Source organism: Nitrincola tibetensis, from assembly GCF_003284585.1.
Taxonomy (GTDB): Bacteria; Pseudomonadota; Gammaproteobacteria; order Pseudomonadales; family Balneatricaceae; genus Nitrincola; species Nitrincola tibetensis.
In genome coordinates this window covers 143,925-163,486 of record NZ_QKRX01000009.1, presented here as the reverse complement: position 1 = coordinate 163,486, position 19,562 = coordinate 143,925, and the positions used below count along the sequence as shown (strand labels likewise).

General features: G+C 45.9%; 22 protein-coding genes. 15 read left to right on the top strand and 7 right to left on the bottom strand.

All coding sequences use genetic code 11. From position 1 onward, the window contains the following. Positions 1 to 143 precede the first annotated feature (143 nt). The 9 genes from DN062_RS12910 (at position 144) to DN062_RS12855 (ending at position 5,104) form a co-directional block, all read left to right on the top strand. Positions 144 to 737, top strand: coding sequence for a hypothetical protein (locus DN062_RS12910; protein ID WP_112159734.1), 594 nt, complete (start codon positions 144 to 146; stop codon positions 735 to 737). A 444-nt stretch (positions 738 to 1,181) separates the two neighbouring features. After that, positions 1,182 to 1,349 carry a hypothetical protein gene (locus tag DN062_RS12905; protein ID WP_162301301.1) on the top strand — a complete coding sequence of 56 codons (168 nt, stop codon included), beginning with the start codon at positions 1,182 to 1,184 and terminating at the stop codon, positions 1,347 to 1,349. 46 nt (positions 1,350 to 1,395) lie between these two features. Continuing rightward, complete coding sequence (locus DN062_RS12900; protein ID WP_112159732.1) at positions 1,396 to 1,710, top strand: hypothetical protein; 315 nt, start codon at positions 1,396 to 1,398, stop codon at positions 1,708 to 1,710. A gap of 43 nt (positions 1,711 to 1,753) precedes the next feature. Further along, positions 1,754 to 1,996 (top strand): type II toxin-antitoxin system Phd/YefM family antitoxin, encoded by a 243-nt coding sequence (locus DN062_RS12895; protein WP_112159731.1) that lies wholly within the window; start codon positions 1,754 to 1,756, stop codon positions 1,994 to 1,996. Next, entirely contained in the window at positions 1,993 to 2,256 is a 264-nt protein-coding gene (locus tag DN062_RS12890) for a Txe/YoeB family addiction module toxin (RefSeq protein ID WP_112159730.1), read from the top strand. The genes DN062_RS12895 and DN062_RS12890 overlap by 4 nt, the downstream gene beginning before the upstream one ends. A gap of 552 nt (positions 2,257 to 2,808) precedes the next feature. Then, positions 2,809 to 3,063 (top strand): type II toxin-antitoxin system Phd/YefM family antitoxin, encoded by a 255-nt coding sequence (locus DN062_RS12885; RefSeq protein WP_112159729.1) that lies wholly within the window; start codon positions 2,809 to 2,811, stop codon positions 3,061 to 3,063. Continuing rightward, the gene (locus DN062_RS12880; protein WP_112159728.1) at positions 3,056 to 3,319 is read left to right on the top strand and encodes a Txe/YoeB family addiction module toxin; all 264 of its coding nucleotides are present in this window, start codon (positions 3,056 to 3,058) and stop codon (positions 3,317 to 3,319) included. The genes DN062_RS12885 and DN062_RS12880 overlap by 8 nt, the downstream gene beginning before the upstream one ends. A 335-nt stretch (positions 3,320 to 3,654) precedes the next feature. Next, positions 3,655 to 3,873: a type II toxin-antitoxin system Phd/YefM family antitoxin gene (locus DN062_RS12870; RefSeq protein WP_112159727.1), complete on the top strand. Its 219-nt coding sequence runs from the start codon at positions 3,655 to 3,657 to the stop codon at positions 3,871 to 3,873. A gap of 538 nt (positions 3,874 to 4,411) precedes the next feature. Continuing rightward, the gene (locus tag DN062_RS12855; protein ID WP_112159725.1) at positions 4,412 to 5,104 is read left to right on the top strand and encodes a tellurite resistance TerB family protein; all 693 of its coding nucleotides are present in this window, start codon (positions 4,412 to 4,414) and stop codon (positions 5,102 to 5,104) included. A gap of 7 nt (positions 5,105 to 5,111) precedes the next feature. Here the strand turns inward: DN062_RS12855 and DN062_RS12850 are convergent, their stop codons facing one another. Next, complete coding sequence (locus DN062_RS12850; RefSeq protein WP_112159724.1) at positions 5,112 to 5,996, bottom strand: LysR family transcriptional regulator; 885 nt, start codon at positions 5,994 to 5,996, stop codon at positions 5,112 to 5,114. Between the two features lie 122 nt (positions 5,997 to 6,118). On the opposite strand from DN062_RS12850, the gene DN062_RS12845 reads away from it, so the two are divergent. Further along, positions 6,119 to 7,033 (top strand): cation diffusion facilitator family transporter, encoded by a 915-nt coding sequence (locus DN062_RS12845; RefSeq protein WP_112159723.1) that lies wholly within the window; start codon positions 6,119 to 6,121, stop codon positions 7,031 to 7,033. Here DN062_RS12845 and DN062_RS12840 read toward each other — a convergent pair. Further along, on the bottom strand, positions 6,979 to 7,881 hold the full coding sequence (locus DN062_RS12840; protein WP_112159722.1) for a LysR substrate-binding domain-containing protein: 903 nt from the start codon (positions 7,879 to 7,881) through the stop codon (positions 6,979 to 6,981). The genes DN062_RS12845 and DN062_RS12840 overlap by 55 nt on opposite strands. 102 nt (positions 7,882 to 7,983) lie before the next feature. Between DN062_RS12840 and DN062_RS12835 the strand changes: the two genes are divergently transcribed. Continuing rightward, a complete protein-coding gene (locus tag DN062_RS12835) occupies positions 7,984 to 8,754 on the top strand; it encodes a ferredoxin--NADP reductase (RefSeq protein WP_112159721.1) in 771 nt (256 codons plus the stop codon). Between the two features lie 73 nt (positions 8,755 to 8,827). Here DN062_RS12835 and DN062_RS12830 read toward each other — a convergent pair whose 3' ends face one another. Then, positions 8,828 to 9,895 carry a 3-deoxy-7-phosphoheptulonate synthase gene (locus DN062_RS12830; RefSeq protein ID WP_112159720.1) on the bottom strand — a complete coding sequence of 356 codons (1,068 nt, stop codon included), beginning with the start codon at positions 9,893 to 9,895 and terminating at the stop codon, positions 8,828 to 8,830. A 176-nt stretch (positions 9,896 to 10,071) separates the two neighbouring features. On the opposite strand from DN062_RS12830, the gene dsbD reads away from it, so the two are divergent. Next, positions 10,072 to 11,934, top strand: a complete 1,863-nt coding sequence (gene dsbD, locus DN062_RS12825; protein WP_239995784.1) for a protein-disulfide reductase DsbD — start codon at positions 10,072 to 10,074, stop codon at positions 11,932 to 11,934. Between the two features lie 3 nt (positions 11,935 to 11,937). Here dsbD and DN062_RS12820 read toward each other — a convergent pair whose 3' ends face one another. Next, positions 11,938 to 12,480: a hydrolase gene (locus tag DN062_RS12820; RefSeq protein ID WP_112159719.1), complete on the bottom strand. Its 543-nt coding sequence runs from the start codon at positions 12,478 to 12,480 to the stop codon at positions 11,938 to 11,940. A gap of 49 nt (positions 12,481 to 12,529) precedes the next feature. After that, positions 12,530 to 13,642, bottom strand: coding sequence for a ferredoxin--NADP reductase domain-containing protein (locus DN062_RS12815; RefSeq protein WP_112159718.1), 1,113 nt, complete (start codon positions 13,640 to 13,642; stop codon positions 12,530 to 12,532). Between the two features lie 139 nt (positions 13,643 to 13,781). Between DN062_RS12815 and DN062_RS12810 the strand changes: the two genes are divergently transcribed. Beyond that, positions 13,782 to 15,140 carry an HDOD domain-containing protein gene (locus DN062_RS12810; RefSeq protein WP_112159717.1) on the top strand — a complete coding sequence of 453 codons (1,359 nt, stop codon included), beginning with the start codon at positions 13,782 to 13,784 and terminating at the stop codon, positions 15,138 to 15,140. Positions 15,141 to 15,185: 45 nt separating this feature from the next. On the opposite strand, the gene DN062_RS12805 is transcribed toward DN062_RS12810, so the two are convergent. Continuing rightward, positions 15,186 to 15,800, bottom strand: a complete 615-nt coding sequence (locus DN062_RS12805; RefSeq protein WP_112159716.1) for a glutathione S-transferase N-terminal domain-containing protein — start codon at positions 15,798 to 15,800, stop codon at positions 15,186 to 15,188. A gap of 161 nt (positions 15,801 to 15,961) precedes the next feature. Here DN062_RS12805 and DN062_RS12800 point away from each other — a divergent pair, with 161 nt between their 5' ends. Then, on the top strand, positions 15,962 to 18,088 hold the full coding sequence (locus tag DN062_RS12800) for a tRNA(Met) cytidine acetyltransferase TmcA (RefSeq protein ID WP_112159715.1): 2,127 nt from the start codon (positions 15,962 to 15,964) through the stop codon (positions 18,086 to 18,088). Between the two features lie 99 nt (positions 18,089 to 18,187). Further along, complete coding sequence (locus tag DN062_RS12795) at positions 18,188 to 19,207, top strand: hypothetical protein (RefSeq protein WP_112159714.1); 1,020 nt, start codon at positions 18,188 to 18,190, stop codon at positions 19,205 to 19,207. Positions 19,208 to 19,226: 19 nt separating this feature from the next. On the opposite strand, the gene DN062_RS12790 is transcribed toward DN062_RS12795, so the two are convergent. Continuing rightward, positions 19,227 to 19,541, bottom strand: coding sequence for a DUF6482 family protein (locus tag DN062_RS12790; RefSeq protein WP_112159713.1), 315 nt, complete (start codon positions 19,539 to 19,541; stop codon positions 19,227 to 19,229). Positions 19,542 to 19,562 lie beyond the last annotated feature (21 nt).

The window sequence follows — 19,562 nt, the reverse complement described above, 5'->3', positions numbered from 1 at the left end:
AATTATGGTATTAAGTGGAATTATGAGCAAGGCGCATAACAAACAAATTTTATCGCCAGCAAAAAACGCTGGCTGCGACGTCAACCCGCTGCGCGGCTTTCCGCGCTAAATTTGGGCGTTAAGTTTCTTTATCGAGGTCGAGCATGGATGAAAAAGTTAAAGCATCATGGGAGCGAGCACTTCATCCTGAGACGCTTAAAACAAATATTATTACCGCTTCTATATTTTCGATGGCCTTCGAAATGCTCAAGAGCAGTATTATTGAAAAGATCGAAGGTTTTTTTATAAATGGATTTGATGAAAACGGGATGATTGTTAGCCCTGAATATAAAGAAAAGGTGCTTAGCCTAAACAGAAGCCCTCTCTATGCATCATTGAAATGGCTACAAGATATGGATGCTATTGATGATGAAGATTTAGAGAGATTCGAACATATCAAAAGGTGTCGCAACACCTTAGCTCATGAAATGTTCACGTTTGCCTCGTCAGGTGTAGACTTTGATGTCGCCGAAGCGTTTGAAGAAATGGTTGGTCTACTGAGAAAAATAGAAATTTGGTGGTTTGAAAACTTAGAAATGGCGATAGACCCAGAAGCTTACCCCGAAGATCTAGACTTAGAGCAGGTAATCCTCGGCCCCGTATGGAGTCTTCAAATGCTTATTGACGTTGCGCTAGGGCCAGAGGAAGAGGCGCGAAAATATTATGATCAATTTATCGAAAATGCAGACAAAACTTAACAAGCGCATGTTGCCGGACTGGTTTTCCGCTGCGCTCGTGTGTCATGACGAAAGGCTAACCTCTTTCTTGCTGTATTAAAGATGAGGGTAGGCCCCTCGGTTCCGGCAACCAGATGCAGGAATCAAACCGCCCTATGCGGTACGTATTAAGAGTGCATGTCGTGAGCGATAGGGAAAAGGCAGTATGATTAACTGTCAGGTTAGTTCAGAAGAGATGAACGAAAGTGAACCGTCGATGAAGTGTCGATATGTAAAAATGTTGTCGAAACTGGGAAATGAGCGTCTTCCTAGGACGAGTACAGACGTGAGCTGGAAACGGGCTGTGTGGCAACCGGCATAGAGGCGGCATGAATTCTGAACAGGCTTTAGTATGGAACATGAGAACCTGTTGCTCTGATGATAAGGGAGACGCGCAAGTGGAGACCCCACGAGGCCAGAGTACCGATGCAGAGCGCAGGGGCGGAACGCCATTGGGGTGGTATACAATTTGAACGTTATGCGGATGATCTTGTGTGCCACTGTGCAAGCTATCATGAGGCGCAGCGACTTCGTTCAGTGTTGGAGCAGCGCTTTGAAATGTGTGGCTTGCAGCTACACCCAAAGAAAAACTAAAGTTGTGTATTGCAAGGGTGGATATAATCGACAAAGTTTTCCGGTAGTGGCATTTGATTTTCTTGGTTATACGTTCAGACCTCGCTGGATTAAAACACGACGAGGCGATATGGGGCTGTATTTTCTGGGTGGCATCAGTCAGAAAGCCGCTAAGGCGTTGCGCCATGAAATCAATCGTTGGCCATGGTCGTATTGGTGTCATAAAGAGCTAGTGGATATACGTGCCTATGCACTGAGTAGCCTGAGAGGTTCACGTACGGTTCTGTGTGAGGCTGAAGGGGAGGTTCCTTTGGCCTACTTGACCAAATTTGCCGCAGAGCGCAGCGTGATGCAAAGCGTTCGTCTTGACGTACGTATCTAAAGGCGTACACTTGGTTCAAGTTTGAACACACAAGAGGTGCGTCATGATCGGAATCACAGCAACTGAGGCTCGCAGCAACCTATATCGGTTGATCGACGAGACCGCCGAGTCTCACCAACCAATCGTCATAATGGGTAAGCGGAACAAAGCCGTCCTGGTTTCCGAGGAAGACTGGTCTGCAATTCAGGAAACACTTTACCTGCTCTCTGTACCCGGTATGCGGGAGTCTATTCGTGAGGGGATGGATGCCCCCGTTGATGAATGCAATAAGGAGCTGGACTGGTGACATGGAAGTTGGTTTACACCAAGCAAGCCCAGAAAGATGCAACGAAATTGGCTTCCAGCGGCCTCAAAGCAAAAGCGCAGGAACTGTTGGCGTTGCTATCGGAAGACCCATACTGCAAGCCGCCTCCGTTTGAGAAGCTTATTGGTGATCTTGCGGGGGCCTATTCACGCCGCATCAATATTCAGCATCGTCTGGTCTATCAAGTGCTTGATAACGAGCGAGTGGTTAAAGTGCTCAGGCTCTGGAGCCACTACGAATAATGCATAACCAACTGCTGTTGCCGGACAATTTCTCCACCGCTTCGCGGCTCCAAAATTCCCGCAAAGCTCTAGGTTCGACTTTAATTTGAAGCAGCTAAAATGAGATTATATTCAGCACTACTTGGAGTTACTCTATTTATAACTGGTCTCTTAGCAATAATATTCCACTCAGACATTCCCGAAGAAACTCGCCTACATTTAGGCTGGATATTTATTTCAATCTTGGCTGGTATATTTTTAATGCATTACGGTCGTAGCTATATCGGTCTATGGCTGGGTTACTTATTTTCGGGAGGTGATAATGACTAGAAGCCAACGACTTGAAATCATCCTAGCTAACTAGGCCGGAATAGGCTCTACTTCGTCTGTCATCGTTGGCTGTGCATGGCTTACAGCAAACATACCCAAGGGCACTTCCTTCGGTCGCCTACTTAGGCTCACTTCATAGGGTTGTTAACTACTGGCTACTTATGAGCCCTAATGTTCCATTAGCTGTACAAGTTTGTTTATTGGTCATATACTTGTCTTATTAAACGTACATGTGGAGGTTTTATGAGAATTGTATCTTTTACCGAAGCTCGAAACAGCTTAAAGAGTGTTTTGGATGCTGTTGTTAATGACGCAGATACAACCGTGATTACACGTCGAGATTCTGAAGATGCTGTTGTTATGTCACTGGATTATTACAATAGCTTAATGGAAACGGTTCATTTGCTTCGCTCTCCAGCGAATGTTGAGCACTTGCATCGTTCAATTGCTCAATTTAAAGCGGGTAAGGTGAGTCAAAGAGATTTAATCGATGAGTAGTCGTTTATTATCTTGGACTGATGAGTCTTGGAACGATTATTCGTATTGGCAAACGCAAGACAAGAAGACACTTAAACGTATAAATAAGCTCATTACGGATGTTAAGCGCTCTTCGTTTGAGGGCATAGGTAAGCCTGAGTCACTAAAAGAAAATTTATCTGGTTTTTGGTCGCGACGAATAGACGATACGAATAGGTTAGTTTATGCGGTTGATGATAGTGCGATTACAATCATTTCGTGCCGTTATCACTATTAATTTAGGCCTTATCGTCACTTTAATCGACTCAGGCTGATCCTTGGTCGGCTTCATGCGGCATCAGGACCAAAGGATATGGACTTACTTGGGTTTCGATAGCTCGATCTTGTAAAACGTTGAGTACTATACTGAATGGCTGAGCGGGAACTAGTCCCTAAATGGCGGTTCGACTTTCCATCTTCCATCTTCCGTCGCATTTGATACCTCTGTAGAAAGTTGGCTGATTCAACTGCTCTATTATCGTGCTGCAAGAAACGGCAAGTTACACCTAGCACCTTGCCACCCTCGAGAAGTGATACTGTAGTGATACTATTGGTCTGATTCAGAGTGATCCCATGAAAGTTGAACTTGTTACAAACCTTAAGCGCCAAGCTACGAAAATCTTGGCTGACTTGCACCAGTCTAAAGAGCCGGTACTGATCACCGAGCATGTTCAGCCATCCGCATACCTTGTCGATGTGCAGGATTACGAATTTATGCAACGTCGTCTTGAGTTGCTTGAAGGACTCTCACGAGGAGAGCGTGCTGTACTTGAAGTAAGAACGTACAGCTAAAATGAGTCTAATTCGGTATACCGGGAGGTAGTGGTTTCACCGTGCCGTATTTTTTATCGTGAGGATGAGAAGCGGGCTCTCGTCCTCTATGTCATGCGAGAGGAGCTGCAGCTTCGTGCATACATGCTTAGGAACAGCTAACCCCTATGAACTCAAAACTTGTCAACTTTCGGCTCTTGAACAATACTTAAAAGCCGTTAAAAAGACCCCTCGCTGGGTTAGCATTTGTATGGATATTCGCAATAGTGCTGTTGGGATCTTTGGGCTAAAAAATCTAGGTAGTCTGCAGGATGTAATACCGGTTGGAGAGGCGGATGCTCTTAAACCAATCGTCAGCTAACAAGGCAATTGCATTCATTCCCTTCGGTCACCGGACACTCGTTACGCTCGCCGTTATTGCGGACGTGTAACGTGGCTTGCCGAGGTTTTTTATTCAAAAATTCAGACTATCCTATGAACATCTTTGATGCTTCTTTGTCGAAGCTGAAGGTTTTGTTGGTTAACGTACATGCATGCTTAAAAACAAGTGGGGTAAAGGATGAATACGTCGAATTTTTTAGATATGTTGTTGAAAAAAGGAACTGAGCTGGTTAATCAACAGTCCTCGTCGCTCTCGAGTGTTAAAGATAAACTGCCCAATGAGCTTGGAGGACTGTTGTCTGGCAAAACAGGTGCAGCATTGGGAGGCGGTGCTTTGGGGCTGTTGCTAGGGAACAAAAAAGCGCGAAATATGGGAGGCAAAGTTGCAGCCTATGGTGGTTTAGCCGCGTTGGGTGTTATGGCCTATAAAGCCTATGGCAACTGGCAGCAACAGCAAGCGCCAGCAGGGCAGGTTATACCCGAGCCCCAAACATTGGATCGGCTGCCTGCGCCAGAGGTTGAAGTTCATAGTCAAGCGGTAATGCGGGCATTGATTGGTGCAGCTAAAGCGGATGGCCATATAGATGATCGTGAGCGTGAATTGATCGATCAAGCGCTGGAGCGACAAGGTGCAGATTTATCGATGGTGCAGTGGGTTGATGCTGAACTGAAAAAGCCGCTTGATCCTGCGGACGTTGCTACTTCTGCTAAAACACCTGAAATGGCCGCCGAAATGTATCTAGCCAGTCTCTTGGTGATTGATGAGCAAAGTTATATGGAGCGAGTCTATTTGAAAGAGCTTGCAGTCCAGTTGAAGTTGACGCCTGAATTGGTGGCAGAGTTGGAGCGGCAGGTGGCTGAAGCTAAGTAGTATAAACTCAATGAAATTGACTGAGATAACTCACTAGGATTTCCTCAAGCTTCAAGGCGACTTTACCTTTGGTATTGGATGAGAAGTGGAAGCCACAGAAATCCTTCCAGAGGAGTCCTTCCGCAGTTTTCAGTACTTTGTACTGTGTTCCTATGCTTTCGGAGCTGACTAAGGGTTGGGGTAACCAAGCCCAACCTGCATTCGCTTCGACAGCATCACGAATGAGTTCGTACTGCGTGAGTGCAAGATAATTCGTACTTAAAATCACATCTGGTACTAACTCTTCTTCATGATCCACAAATGCCAGCGTGATTTGTGTATGTGCAATTAAGTCGTCGCGTTGAATTTCAGGTAAACGGGCGAGTGGGTGGTTGGTTGACGAAATCATCATTAATCTAAGACCCGCAAGCGGTTCTAAGTAAACATTAGGGTCGATTACTTTCGTTAAATTCAGTCCAAACGCAATGTCTACCGTCTGATTGGCAACAAGCGTTGGCAACTCCTGAGGTGGGGCTAAATAAACCGATATCCCCGTCATTGGAAAGCGATCTTTTAATGCTCTCATTGCTTCAAGCCAGAAGGTTTCTGGCAATGAATCATCGCGAGCCAGGCGCAGGGTTGTTTCAATTCCACCGCGCTCGAGTTCGCAACGACGAACAATTTGGTGGTAAGCCTGAAGCAATCGAATGGCGTCAGGTTGAATTGCCCAAGCCAAGTCTGTGGGTGTGATTGATTTTCCAGAGCGCTCAAATAAGCGAGCATTCAGCTCATCTTCTAGACTCGCCAGAAGTGCACTGAGTGTTGTTCGACTTCGATGCAAGCGACGAGCCGCATCTGCAATCGATCCTTCCTCTAATACTGCAAGAAATACTTCCGCTTGAGAAGGTCTCATACAACTTCACCCTGTATTCAAATAAGCGACGATTATATCGTCGCTTAGTGATTATTCATATCCTTTCGCAAGCTCTAGAATGCGGATGAATAAATTTTAAATCTCTATGATGAGTGTAAATCATGTTTTGTTTTAAAGCGGTTTCCGAACGATCAACCTTAGTGTTTTCAGCCATTGTATCGGGTGTCTTTGCACTGCTGGGAATTGTATGGGGGATCGTCTCAGGGTCTTTAGCGATACTCTTTGATGGCGCTTATTCGTTTGTCAGCTTAGTTCTGTCTCTATTATCAGTAACGGCATTACGTTGGGCAGAGTCGCCTGCAGATAAGACGTATAACTTTGGCCGGATCTTGGCAGAGCCATTGGCTATTGCCATTAAGGGCTCCGTCATCACCTTGGTGTGTGTGGTGTCATTAGTGAGTGCAATCAAAACAATTCACAACGGTGGTCGAGAAGTAGAGGCGAGCTTAGCAATTGTATTTTCACTGTTCAGCTTACTTTGCTGTTTAATCACTTGGCAGTTTTTAAAGCGCTCAAATGCTCAGCATTCATCTGCTTTAATCTTGGCCGAAGAGAAGCAGTGGTTAATGGACAGTCTACTGAGTGCAACGGTATTGATTGGGTTTTTGTTATCCTGGGGGTTGAGTTACACCGAGTATTCTTCATTTGCAGTCTACGTTGATCCAGTATTGGTGCTCTTGGCCTCACTCTATTTTATAGCCGTTCCTCTGCGTATGATGGTGCAAGGGTTTAATGAAATTTTACTGATGACACCGAGTCCGAGTTTGCGTCACTCAGTGCATCAAGCCATGCATGGGTTAGGCATAAAGCCTTTTCAGTGCAAAATGGCGAAGGTAGGCAGCTATCTACTGTTAGAGGTCCGAATAGAAATTGATAAGGTTGAGCAAATGCAGGGAATGCAAGAAAGCGTTGAGAAAGTGCTTTCCCATCTTCCATTAGAAATCAAAGCTCAGCTCTTCTTTCAACCAAAAGTCGAAAAACTAGGCCCCAACTCGTGGCATAAGGCCATCCATTGATCGATGGCCTGGCTGTGAAATTTGTTATGGTGAACGACTAAATAGAACATGCGGTCAAACTTGCGTTGAGGGATCTTAAGTTCACAAAAGCGGCCTGACTTTAACTCTTCAACCAGAGTCATGCGTGAAAGGCAGCCAATGTGGTTACTGGCTTTAACGGCTTCTTTGATGGCCTCGGTGTGCTGTAGTTCAAGGGAAACCGACACTTCACTCAGCAGGCCATGCATGGCTCGATCGAAGGTTTGACGCGTTCCTGAGCCGGGCTCGCGTAAAATCCATTGTGCATTGATCAGGTCAAGATCCGTCAGGTGGCTCTTTAAGGCAAGAGGGTTGTCCTGCGCGCAAAAAACAATCAATTCGTCCGATTGCCAAGGAATTAAGTCCAGCTCTGGATGACTGATTTCTCCCTCAATCATGGCAGCATCCAGTTCAAAATTAACCAGCTTTTCAATAATATGTTGGGTATTGTCAACTTCTAAGTGAATATCTGAGTTTGGGTATCGGCTGCGATAGGCCAGCAGGAGTTTTACGGCCAAGTAATTGCCAATCGTCAAGGTTGCGCCAAGCGTTAATCGAGCCGCCAGGCTTTGACGTAACAGATCATGTTCAAGTGCTTCAGCTTGATCAAGTAGCGCTTGAGCTTTTGGGCGAAGGGCACGTCCTAAATCGTTAAGTAATAAACGCTTACCGACGCGGTCAAACAGTTGAATAGAGTATTGCGACTCTAGTTCTTTTAGAGCGCTGCTGGCGGCAGATTGCGATAAGTGCAAATGCTCAGCGGCTTTGCTGATGTTCGCGTGCCGTGCTGTTTCGACAAAAATGGCCAGTTGTCGCAGACTGTACTTCATATTCGCTCCATCGATAAGCTTAAGAGATTTAATTCATTTTATCGATGATACAGCCTAAGATACAATCGCTTTAATTAGATTAGGTTAATAAGGGTTAGGCGCATGTCAAACTTGCAAAAAGAACGCGTTCTAGAAGTTCAGCACTGGAATGACACCTTGTTCAGTTTTAAAACGACTCGCGATCAGAGCTTTCGTTTTAAAAATGGGCACTTCACCATGATTGGTTTGGAGGTGGAAGGTCGTCCGTTGATGCGTGCCTACAGTATTGCAAGTGCGAATTATGAAGAAAACCTAGAGTTTTTCAGCATTAAAGTGGCGGATGGTCCTTTGACCTCGCGTTTGCAACAAATACGTCCAGGTGATGAGATTATCATCAGTCGTAAGCCAACGGGAACGCTGTTAACGGACTATCTTCGTCCTGGAAAGCGCTTGTACTTATTGGCAACAGGCACAGGTTTAGCGCCTTTTATGAGCATCATCAAAGATCCAGAGGTCTATGATGCCTATGAACAGGTGATTCTGGTGCATGGCGTACGTTATGTTTCTGAGTTGGCGTATCAAGATGACATTACACGCGTGCTGCCTGAAAATGAGTTTTTTGGTGAGTATATTCGTGAACAACTTCTGTATTACCCAACGGTGACGCGTGAACCCTATGCGAATCAAGGGCGTTTGACGGATTTGATGCGCTCAGGAAAGCTATTTGAGGATCTAGGTGTTCCACAACCGAATCTTGAAGAGGATCGCTTCATGATTTGTGGCAGCCCTGCGATGTTGAAAGATACCACGTCTGTGTTAGACGCTTGGGGATTTAAGGAAACGCGTCAAGGCGTGAACGCTGAGTATGTGATTGAGCGAGCGTTCGTCGATTAAGCGTCTTGTGTCTCGCTTAAACTAAAAAGGGGCGAATTTCGCCCCTTTTTGTTTGGTGTCACTTTATCCACTGTTAGCGATTGGGTAACACATCTTTAAGCTTAGCGTGCATCATGCGGATGCTGTCTTCCGTTGTTTTCCAGTCGATGCAAGCATCTGTAACAGAAACACCGTATTTAAGATCGCAAAGATTCGCGGGAATTGATTGGTTGCCCCACTCCAGGTTCGATTCAATCATCAGACCGATAATGGATTTATTCCCTTCGATGATTTGATTGGTCACATTCTCAGCAACTAAGGGTTGCAGCGCAGGGTCCTTATTGGAGTTCGCATGGCTGCAATCAATCATAATGTTATTCTGCAAACCGGCTTTATCCAGAGCCTGCTCACAGATGCGAACATTCACCGAATCATAATTAGGTTTGCCATCGCCACCACGTAACACAACATGGCCGTAGTTATTGCCACGGGTTTTAACGATGGACACTTTACCGTCTTCATCAATACCCAAAAAATTATGTGCATGGCTGACGGATTGCATAGCATTGATAGCGACGGTTAATCCACCGTCAGTGCCATTCTTAAAACCAACCGCGCAGGACAAGCCAGAAGACATTTCACGATGGGTTTGAGATTCAGTCGTGCGGGCGCCAATAGCAGACCAGCTGATTAAATCCTGAATGTACTGGGGAGAAATAGGGTCCAGTGCTTCAGTGGCTAACGGAAGTCCCATTTCTGAAAGATCAATTAGCAGCTTACGCGCGACATGAAGGCCTTCTTCAATATCAAACGAGTCATTCATGTGGGGATCATTGATCAAACCCTTCCAACCGACGGTGGTCCTTGGCTTCTCAAAATACACACGCATCACTAGATAGATAGAATCTTTTACTTCTTCAGCCAGTTGCTTCAACCGACGACCATACTCAAGCGCAGCATCAGTATCATGGATAGAACAGGGGCCAATGACGATCATTAAACGCTTATCTTTGCGGTCAAGGATGTCTTTTACAATTTGGCGCTCTGTGATCACCGTGTTTACTGCGGCCTCAGGGATAGGAAGCCGGGCTTTAAGCTCACGAGGGGTGATAATTGGCTTAATGGATTCAATACTAAGGTCTTCTAGGCGTGTATCGCTCATCTCGGGTTCCTGATAGCTGACAAGTACTTAGTTCCACTCAAGTGGATGGGTCTCTTTTTACCATATCCCATCGCACCATATAAGAGGAAAAAGTATAATTTAAGCTATTGGAACGATTAACGGGTTAAAAAGTCATATATACATTCCATTTTCATGCATGATTGAAGGATTTGATTTTGTCTAAGCATTCACGTTCGTTGGCGGCCATACGCTCATTTCTTGTGTTGTTTATGCTCATTGCCCTGATTCCTGCGTTTGCACAGGCGCAGATTTCACTATGGGGAGGGGCATCTCAAAAAGGGCCATTGCCTGTCGAGCAAGCTTTTAAAATGCAAGCGACCCTCAGCGAGATAGGTGAGTTGCACCTTGAGTGGATGATTGAAAAGGACTACTACCTATACCGAGACCATCTAAAGTGGCAGGTGAGTGATGGTATCGAAATTGTTGATGAGATACGTCAGCAAGGGGAGGCGAAAGAGGATCCTTTGTTTGGTAAGGTGGATGTGTGGTACAACACAGCCAAGGCTCAAGTGTTATTTGGGCGATCGTCTGATGATGTCGCAGAGCAAGCCACTATCAAAGTGACCTACCAAGGTTGTTGGGAAGGAGGGATTTGCTATCCCCCTGTCACAGAGGAAGTGCCAATTAGTCAGGTTCCACTGGCGAGCGGTTTAAGTTGGGCGTCTCCCCCAGCGCTGCCAACGTCATTAGAGAGTGTTTCCGATGGATCCAGTCTTTCTGAACATGATCGGTTTACGCGCGTTTTGGCGGGTGGAAGTTTTGGACTTATGTTGGGCGCTTTTTTTATAGCGGGTATCGCTTTATCCTTCACACCCTGCGTGTTTCCAATGATTCCAATTTTATCCAGTATCATTGCTGGACAAGGTAAGCTGTCAACGCCAAGAGCCTTGTCTTTGTCCGCTGTCTATGTTTTGGCAATGGCTGTTACCTATACACTTGCTGGTGTTTTAGCAGGGCTTTTTGGTGCAAACCTGCAGGCTGTGTTTCAAAATGCGTGGGTTATTTCGCTTTTCAGTTTTTTGTTTGTGTTGCTGGCATTGTCTATGTTTGGTTTTTACGAGCTGCAACTGCCTGCCTCGATTCAAACGCGCTTAAGTCAAGCAAGCCATGGGCAAAAAGGAGGGCAGGTTACTGGGGTTGCGATCATGGGCTTTCTGTCGGCACTGATCGTTGGACCTTGTATGGCCGCTCCCTTGGCAGGTGCCCTCATTTACATAGGCCAAACGGGTGATCCGCTGTTGGGCGGTGCTGCGTTGTTTGCGATGTCGCTAGGAATGGGGGTGCCACTATTGTTGGTGGGAGCTTCTGCAGGGAAGTTCTTGCCCAAGGCGGGTGCGTGGATGAAGTCTATCAAGGCTGGCTTTGGCGTCATGCTCTTGTTATTGGCCGTTTGGATGTTGGATCGCATTGTGCCAACCAGTGTCACCATGAGCTTAACGGCGTTGATTTTGATTATTACAGCGGTGTATTTAAAAGCGCTCGATCGTCTGGAGCATCCCACGGCCGCTACTCAGCTCTGGAAGGGTGTTGGCGTCATTTTATTGGTCTATGGGGTGGCATTGATGCTGGGTGTGTTGTCGGGCGCACGTAGCCTGATATACCCCTTGCAAGCGGGATTGATGGGAGCAAACACGGCGTCAGCACAGATGGAAAGCCCTTTATCCTTTACTCGGGTTACGTCTCTGACTGAGCTTGAACCCTTGTTAGTCTCCGCAAAAGAGGAAAACCAAAAGGTATTGCTCGACTATTATGCTGACTGGTGCGTGACCTGTGCTGAAATGGAATATATTACGTTTGTTGATGCTGGCGTGGTCGATGCCCTTAAAGACTTTAAGCTCATTAAAGTCGACGTGACGGACAACTCAGCCGATTCACGAGCACTGTATCGTGAATACCAAGTGTTTGGTCCACCTGCATTGGTCTTTTTTGATGAGGCTGGCGTTGAACGTAAGGATCTAGCCGTCCATGGCGTGATTCAACCGCAACCCTTACTTCAGAAACTTAGCTTTCTGAAGTAGTGATTAGCGAATAAAGGTTTTGCTGATGTGCCGGAATTGATCCGTTCCGGCTTTTCGCATCCATTCGAATGCCACCATTTCACGACTGACAATAAAAATCCCGCACTGGCGAAAGCGTTCAAGTGCGAGCGCTTTATCTCTAGGGCTGCGTGATCCAACCGCTTCCTCAACAATAAAGACGTCTTTGCCGCGCATTTTTAATTCGATGGCGGTTTGCAACACGCAGACATGCGTTTCGGCACCCACAATAACGAACTGATCAAAACGATCATCCAGTAATTTCGAGCAGCCTTCGTCAGCAACGCAAGAAAAATGAATCTTTTCCATAACGCTGCTAGCGGGAAGTAAGGACTGAATGTCGCTGACGGTATGTCCGAGCCCCTTCGGGTATTGCTCGGATATGAGCGTCGGAATTGAAAGTGTTTGAGCCACTTCAATTAACCAAATGGCGTGCTTTAATAGAGCATCCGCTTGGTCAATCACTGGGTGCATTCTTTCCTGAATATCGATGACGAGCAGGCAGGAGTTGTGTGGATTAATCAGCATAGACTATCTCTTCTTATAAGGATTGTTAGATCAATCCAAGAAGGTTTGCTTATTCCGCAAACACCTCTGGGTGATCCATGAACAGGGTTTTGGCTAGCGCCATTGCATCGGCACGGTTAACGGGAATCACGCCTTGGGGCCCCCGTTTACACCATCCCACACAATAGACATTCGAGTCTATACGTCCATTAGTATGAGCAAATATTCCATTGTCTGCATCAAAAGGCACCCCAAGTATTGGTTTTGTTGTATACCCAATTGCCCCAATGAGGGTGTTTACATCAAAGGAAGTTTGCAATGCATTCGCTGAATCAGTCCGCAGAAAAGTGGCATGAGTCAGCTGTTTATCCCGTGCCCCATGCAGCTCCTTGAGGCTTAAGTTGAACAAAAATTCAATTGAGACGGATTTGTTGTCATCCTTAGGGCGGTGGTAGGCACCGAGCTGCTGAAGCATTTTTTGTTGGGATATTGGTAAATCGTTTAGCTTAGACATGAACTCTGTGGGAGCTGAGTGCCAGGTACTGGCTTGGCTCAGACTGTCTAATTCAGCAAGTTCAGCCGTGGTGAACTTTGTATCGATTGGCCCACGTCGACCAATGATGCGAATGTGTTTAACTGGGTGACTCGCTAAATAGTCCTGAACATGCAAGGGCATGACGGAGTCTTTGCGCTCTTCAGGTGTTTTGGCTAAGACTCTGGCAATATCCAGTGATACATTGCCATTGCCAATGATAATGACATTATCACCCAAGTTGGGTCGCCACTCTAAAAAGTCAGGGTGCCCGTTGTACCAAGCGGCAAAAGCTCCAGAGCCGTAAACCCCAATTAACCCTTCTTCTGAAACGCTCAGCGGTTTGTCTTGAGATGCACCTGTTGCAAAGATCACAAGTGAGTAGTCTGCCTTGAGTTGTTCGTACTCTATATCTTGCCCAACCTTTACCGAGGTCTTCAGGGCAATATTGGGGTGCTGAATTAAGCGCTCAATCATCTGTACTTGTTTGCGTGTCACTAGGTGATCAGGCGCAACGCCATAGCGTAGAAGGCCAAAAGGGGTGTCAAGCTGTTCAAGAATATCGATTTGAAGATGCGGCGCCTTTTTGATGAGGGCGTTGGCTAGAAAGCAACCCGAAGGTCCGCTTCCGACAATCACGATCTTGCTCATAGAAAACTCATGGGTCTGCAATGATTAAAAATGACTGACATCATAACATGAAGATTTAATTGTAAACCTAGACAAAGAAAAGGGACTTAAGTAAAGGTAAGTAATATAATCTTAATAAGGATTTTAAAAGGAACTCTTCATGCTAAATCGCTGGAAGCAAAGTACAGACATCGCAACACAAAATGCACCCCATGTTTCTTCAGTCAAATCTGCTCCCCCTTCAGAAGCCAAAATGCTCTTTGAAGGACTGAGTTCGACCCATTTAGTGGCGTTATGGAAGGATTTAGAGCCCATTCAGTTAAGTGCGGGTGAGGTTTTGTTCGAGTCGGGCAGTGTTGATCATTCATTGTTTGTCGTGCTCGATGGCCTCTTCGAGTCGGATGATGGCGAATTTTTTAGTTATGGACAATGGATACTGGGGCCAAATTTTGATCTTGAAGGCACACACCATACCTGCGTGTATGCCGTCAAATCAGGGCGTCTTCTGAGAATTTTACGACATCATTTGTTGGCTTTGTCGGTTGATGTTCAGTTGTTTATTTTACGACAAGTCCAACAGCAGCAGTCACTCAGATTACACACAAATACCGCTAAAATGCGTGAGCTCGTGCAAAAGCAATATCGACTCGAAGAAGCTCTGTTATCGGCGAAGCTGGCCGAACGTAATGAGTTTCTTAAAGGCGATATTGTGAAGCAAGTGATTAAGCGCGTACCCAAGCTACCTGTTTCATCAGCTGAGCTTTTAAATAAACTAATTGACGAAAAAACCACACGGTCTGAAGTCGTTGAACTTGCCAAGAACGATCCTACTTTGACGGGTATTTTGTTAAAGACCATTAACTCAGCTCAATTTAATCTTAGCCATAAGGTTTCAGACGTCACGCACGCGATTGCTTTGCTCGGCTTTGAAAGCGTGTATCAGATTATCATGGCGGGGAGCATCAAACAGTGCTTTCCAGAAACGCTGAAATTTAATGAAATCTATATACGTTCTGTTGAAATTTCTCACTTAGCCTTTGCATTGTCTCAAGTGACAGGGCTCGGTAAGCCTGCTGAAATGGCGACTCTAGGTTTGTTGCAAGATATGGGGTTGTTGGTGATTGAGTTGCTAACCTCTATCAATCCAAAATTAGGCAGCGTGTTTGAAGGCATGAATACCCACGTGATGGGGGCCGAGTTGTTAAGAGCTTGGCGATTGCCTGAGAGAGTTTCAAGCACGATTGAGTACCAGGATTTCCCTGAGTTTGCACACCCTGAGCGTATTCCTGATGGTATCTTACAGCGTGTTGCACTACTGTATGTTGCCAGTTTATGTTGGAAAGTATTACAACAACAAGAAGATGTCGTAGATCCTTTGTATTTAAGAGAATACTTGTCGGTGATTGGCTTAAAAGAGGTACGTTTGTCTTTCCTGTTAAAAGAGGAGTTGTTGCCTAAGCTGCGCCTCCGTCAGGGATCGTTACCTGCCAGTTTGGTGAGTCGACTGAATTTACTTTAGTCTTGTTTTGCAGGAGCAACCATCGTTGCTCCTAAAACGGCTGCGCTAAGGAACTTGCATGCCACGTTCAACAAAGGCAAGACTTGCCATGCGCTCCATCCAGGCCTGAACATTGGGATAGTCACTCAATGTAATGTGTTGCCATTCGTAACGACATGCCCAAGGATAAATGGCAAAGTCGGCAATGGTTAAATCATTTACCACAAACGCTTTGCCCGATAGCTGAGAGTTCAGAACTTTCCATAAGCGAGCGGCCTCGGTGTTGTAGCGATTTATCGCATAAGGAACGGGTTCCGGTGCAAAACGGTTAAAATGATGCGCTTGGCCAAGAAAAGGGCCAAATCCACCCATTTGCCAATTCAACCACTGTAAAACTTCATAGCGTTCGGCACCTGACGATGGCAGAAATTCCCCAGTTTTATCAGCAAGGTATTGAAGAATTGCACCGCTTTCGAACAAGGTAATCGGTTGTCCGTCCGGCCCATCGGGATCAACAATCGCGGGGATTTTGTTGTTGGGGCTGATTTTCAAAAAATGCTCACTAAACTGTTCATTTTTGAGAATATTGATTGGATGCACTGAATAATGGAGGCGGCAGGCTTCGAGCATGATGGAGACTTTACAGCCATTTGGGGTTCCCCAAGTATAGAGGTCTATCATTCTTGACTCCGGAAAATGTTATTATGTTGCAAGAAAAGTCTCGGCAGAGTACTAAATGCAAACCAACAGAGTAATCTAAGCGAGATTCCAGCGAAAGCTTTTAGTTTTGATATTCGCTGTTCGGTTTTTTTTCAGTTTTTAATATCAATCGGTTTGACGTTGTGAGTGAGGCACTTGTGAGTCTAGTTGAAATGCCCCTGTTGCCCAGTACCCATGCGAAATATCGACAGCTCATCTGGGTGCCATGCCAAGCCATCGAGCGTGATGTCAGATTAAATAGAGTTTTACAGTTGTTTAATCTGGATGCCTCTCAGTCTATTTTGGTATCCGATACATCGTTATCTGACTTTAAATGCATTGATATTCGACAATCTGCACGATATTTAGGTCAAGAAATACAATGCCTAGTATATGACGCCCACGCAGGCTTTAATCCCAATGTATTTGCTCAGTTGGCAGGGACTTTAATTGGAGGTGGGGTGCTGATACTTTTAACGCCTCCTATTGCTGATTGGCCTTCTTATTTAGATCCTGAGTACCTGAATTTTTGTGCAAGTGGGTATACCCAAGAGGATGTAAAAGGGCTTTTTTTAAAGCGCTTGCAGGCGCATTTATTGCAGGATACAGAGAGTTATGACCATGACTTCGGCAATGGCTTCGATAGCTATCGTGTGTTTAAGTCCGCGAGTCCTGCTTCAATATCGGTGCAAGAAAATACACGAATCCAAACTGAACAACGTTTAGCGCTTACATCTTTGTGGACCTATTTATCTAAGCCAGCAGCTTGTGTGGTTGTCTCAGCGGATAGGGGGCGAGGAAAAAGCGCATTGGTTGGGCGTGCACTTGCGTGTTTAGCACAATCCTCTTCGTTAAATGTTTTAGTATCGGCTCCCGAGCGGCGCTCCACATCGACTTTGTTTGATTGGGCATATTCGCTACAGGACACAAGTGGACCTGATTCATCACTGCAAATTAACTATTGCCATCCTGTAGAGCTTAGTGAAACTTGCCCAAATGCCGATATCTTAGTGATCGATGAAGCTGCTGCGATCCCTGCTGAGCTGTTGGCAATTTTTCTTGCGGCGTACAAGCGCATCGTTTTTATTACAACCTTAAAAGGATATGAAGGGCAGGGGCGAGGGTTTGCCTTAAGGTTTATAAAAACCTTAAATGAGTGTCGACCAAACTGGTTAGATCTAAAGCTTAATCATCCAGTGCGTTGGGCGGCTCAGGATCCCTTAGAAAATCTCCTGAATCGAACCTTGTTACTGGACGCTCAAGCATCAGAGGTGAGGCCTACATCCGACGCCATCTTGCCCGTATATGAGTGGCTGGAAGCAAGTGAACTGTGTCAATCTGAAACCCAGTTGCGAGAGGTGGTGGGGTTATTAATAGATGCGCATTATCGCACGACTCCGGGTGATGTCAGGATCATGCTGGACTGCCCAGGCCTTTCTTTTATGGTAATGAAGAGGGAGGGAAATGTGATAGGTGTGGCGTTGTTGGTCTTGGAGAAAGGCTTTGATGACGACTTGGCAATGGCTATCTGGCAAGGTACTCGACGTCCAAAAGGCGATTTAATCACTCAAACGCTGATTGCACACGAAGGCTGGCTTGACGCCAAAGACCATCAAGGCTGGCGAGTGATGCGCATTGCTATCCATCCAGCACTTCAGTCCCAAGGGTTCGGTGCATTACTGCTTAAGCGCGTTGTACAGCAGGCCAAAGCGCTTTCATTGGATTATTGCGCAACCAGTTTTGGTTCGACGCCCGCTTTGCTTAGATTTTGGGGGCGTCAAGGGTTTACCCCCTTGCGTTTGGGCGACCAACGAGACTCGGTGACCGCCGAGTGGCCTGTTATGATGTACATGCCTTTATCTCAGGCGACCTTATCACGTATCGATGAGTTCAAAAGGCGGTTTCTAGACCAATTGCTGATAAAAGTCGGAAGATACTACAAGGCTTTACCTCCGGTGCAGTTCTTCTTGCTCTTAAAATATGCAGGTGTGAAAGAGTCTTTATCATCAATGGAGCTAGAGCGTATTCAAGGTTTCATCAAACAACAGCGCAGCCTTGAGTCGAGTGTGTTAGAGCTAAGACGATTTGTATTGAACCCAGAGCGTTTAACTCAGGTCTTAGTCTTGCCTTTATCGGACATCCGGTTAATCTATGAGCGTATTCTGTGCATACAGCCAGCTCAACTGAATGAGAAAAAAGCAGGGCGAGAAACACGAAGATCACAATTACAGCAATTACGTGCTATCTTTGCAGATCTTCATAAGAATTAAACAGCCCAGTGTTAAAAAGGGCGCATTCGTTAGTTGTTCACTTCGACGCAGCCTATACTGCTAGGCTGTATTGGGGTCGCAGGGATAGGTGTTTTATATATGAAAACTACAGCAAAAATCTGTCGATATCGTTCAGCTGCATTGGTTTTGTTAGCGGGCGTTATGTCGGGCTGCGCCACGATGTCGGGCCTTCCTTCATCTGGGAGTGCTGAATATCAACGTGGTTGGATTAAAGAGTCAGACAATAAAGGGTATGAGTTTAAAGCCTGCCATGCCACTGAGTGGCAGAAGGTAAGCCGAACTCCATGGGGACTCAACCGTCTGTTTGAGACGCGCTCAACCAGTGATTTAAGGCCCCTATACGTTGAATGGCTGGCTAGGCAGAGTGAGGAAGGGGTAAGCGTCAGCGAGTTACGCTACATGTCCACTCATCCAACCTCATGCGAAAACAGCCTGCCCGATGTCGATATGCGAGTCAGAGGAACAAGCCCAGATTGGGTGCTGGAGCTAACCGAAACAGATATCGTTGTGCATTTGTATGAGTCTTTGCGCAGTGTGAAATTTCCAATAGCTCAACCCATGCGTTCAGGAAATACCTGGATCTGGGATGCTGAAATCGAGTTGAACAGTGGTCGTACACACCGACTCAACCTTGAGATAAAGCCCGAGGCGTGTATTGATGATGAAAACAATTGGTTTGGCTTAACTGCTTATGCGCAGTTTGATAATCAAAGCTTGGTAGGCTGTGCAAAGCGTGGAGATTTAGAACGTTTATACTTGAATCAGTCGTATCGTTTATCTGATGAGATTACCACGCGAGACATTCAGGTGAGTTTAACTGTCGACGGTCAGTTCGAAATGACAGAAGACTATCTGAATGATCAGCCGGTGACAAAAAGTGCTGGCAGTTGGAAAATGATGTCAGGCGGGCGTGTGATTGTCTCTGTGGATAATCCCGAAGAAGGTGGTCGGCAGGATACACTTTTCTTCAGGCACATGGGTGATGGCGTTTTACAGTTGCAAGGCTTTCATCCAAGTTATGGGCACAATGGTTTGGTCCTGTACCCCACAGGAGATGCCTTGCCTTGGCGAGCAGGATCACGCTTGCCAGTTCCTTAAGTCTGCCGTCAGACCCTGGTCAAGAGTAGTCTTGGTCAGGGTTAGCTATTTTAACAAGCATCGGGTCGACCTTGGCATTATTAACCCCAATCATCTCGTTATATGGGCTGTCATGAATCAGTAGGGTTTTCTCTATACCCAGCCCTTTAAAAGGCTTCTTTGCTGCCAGTTGACTTCGAAAGCTCAAAGGCGACCCGTGTTGATCACAAACCATAAGTTCTCGACCTAGCTCATCGATCACGCTGACCATGTAAAGCTCGCATTCGAGAGATCTGAGTCTTAATTCATGAATGCGAATTGCGTTTTTTTGTAATGCATCAAGGGTGGTTTTCATCATCGCTCCGTGTTTGTCCAT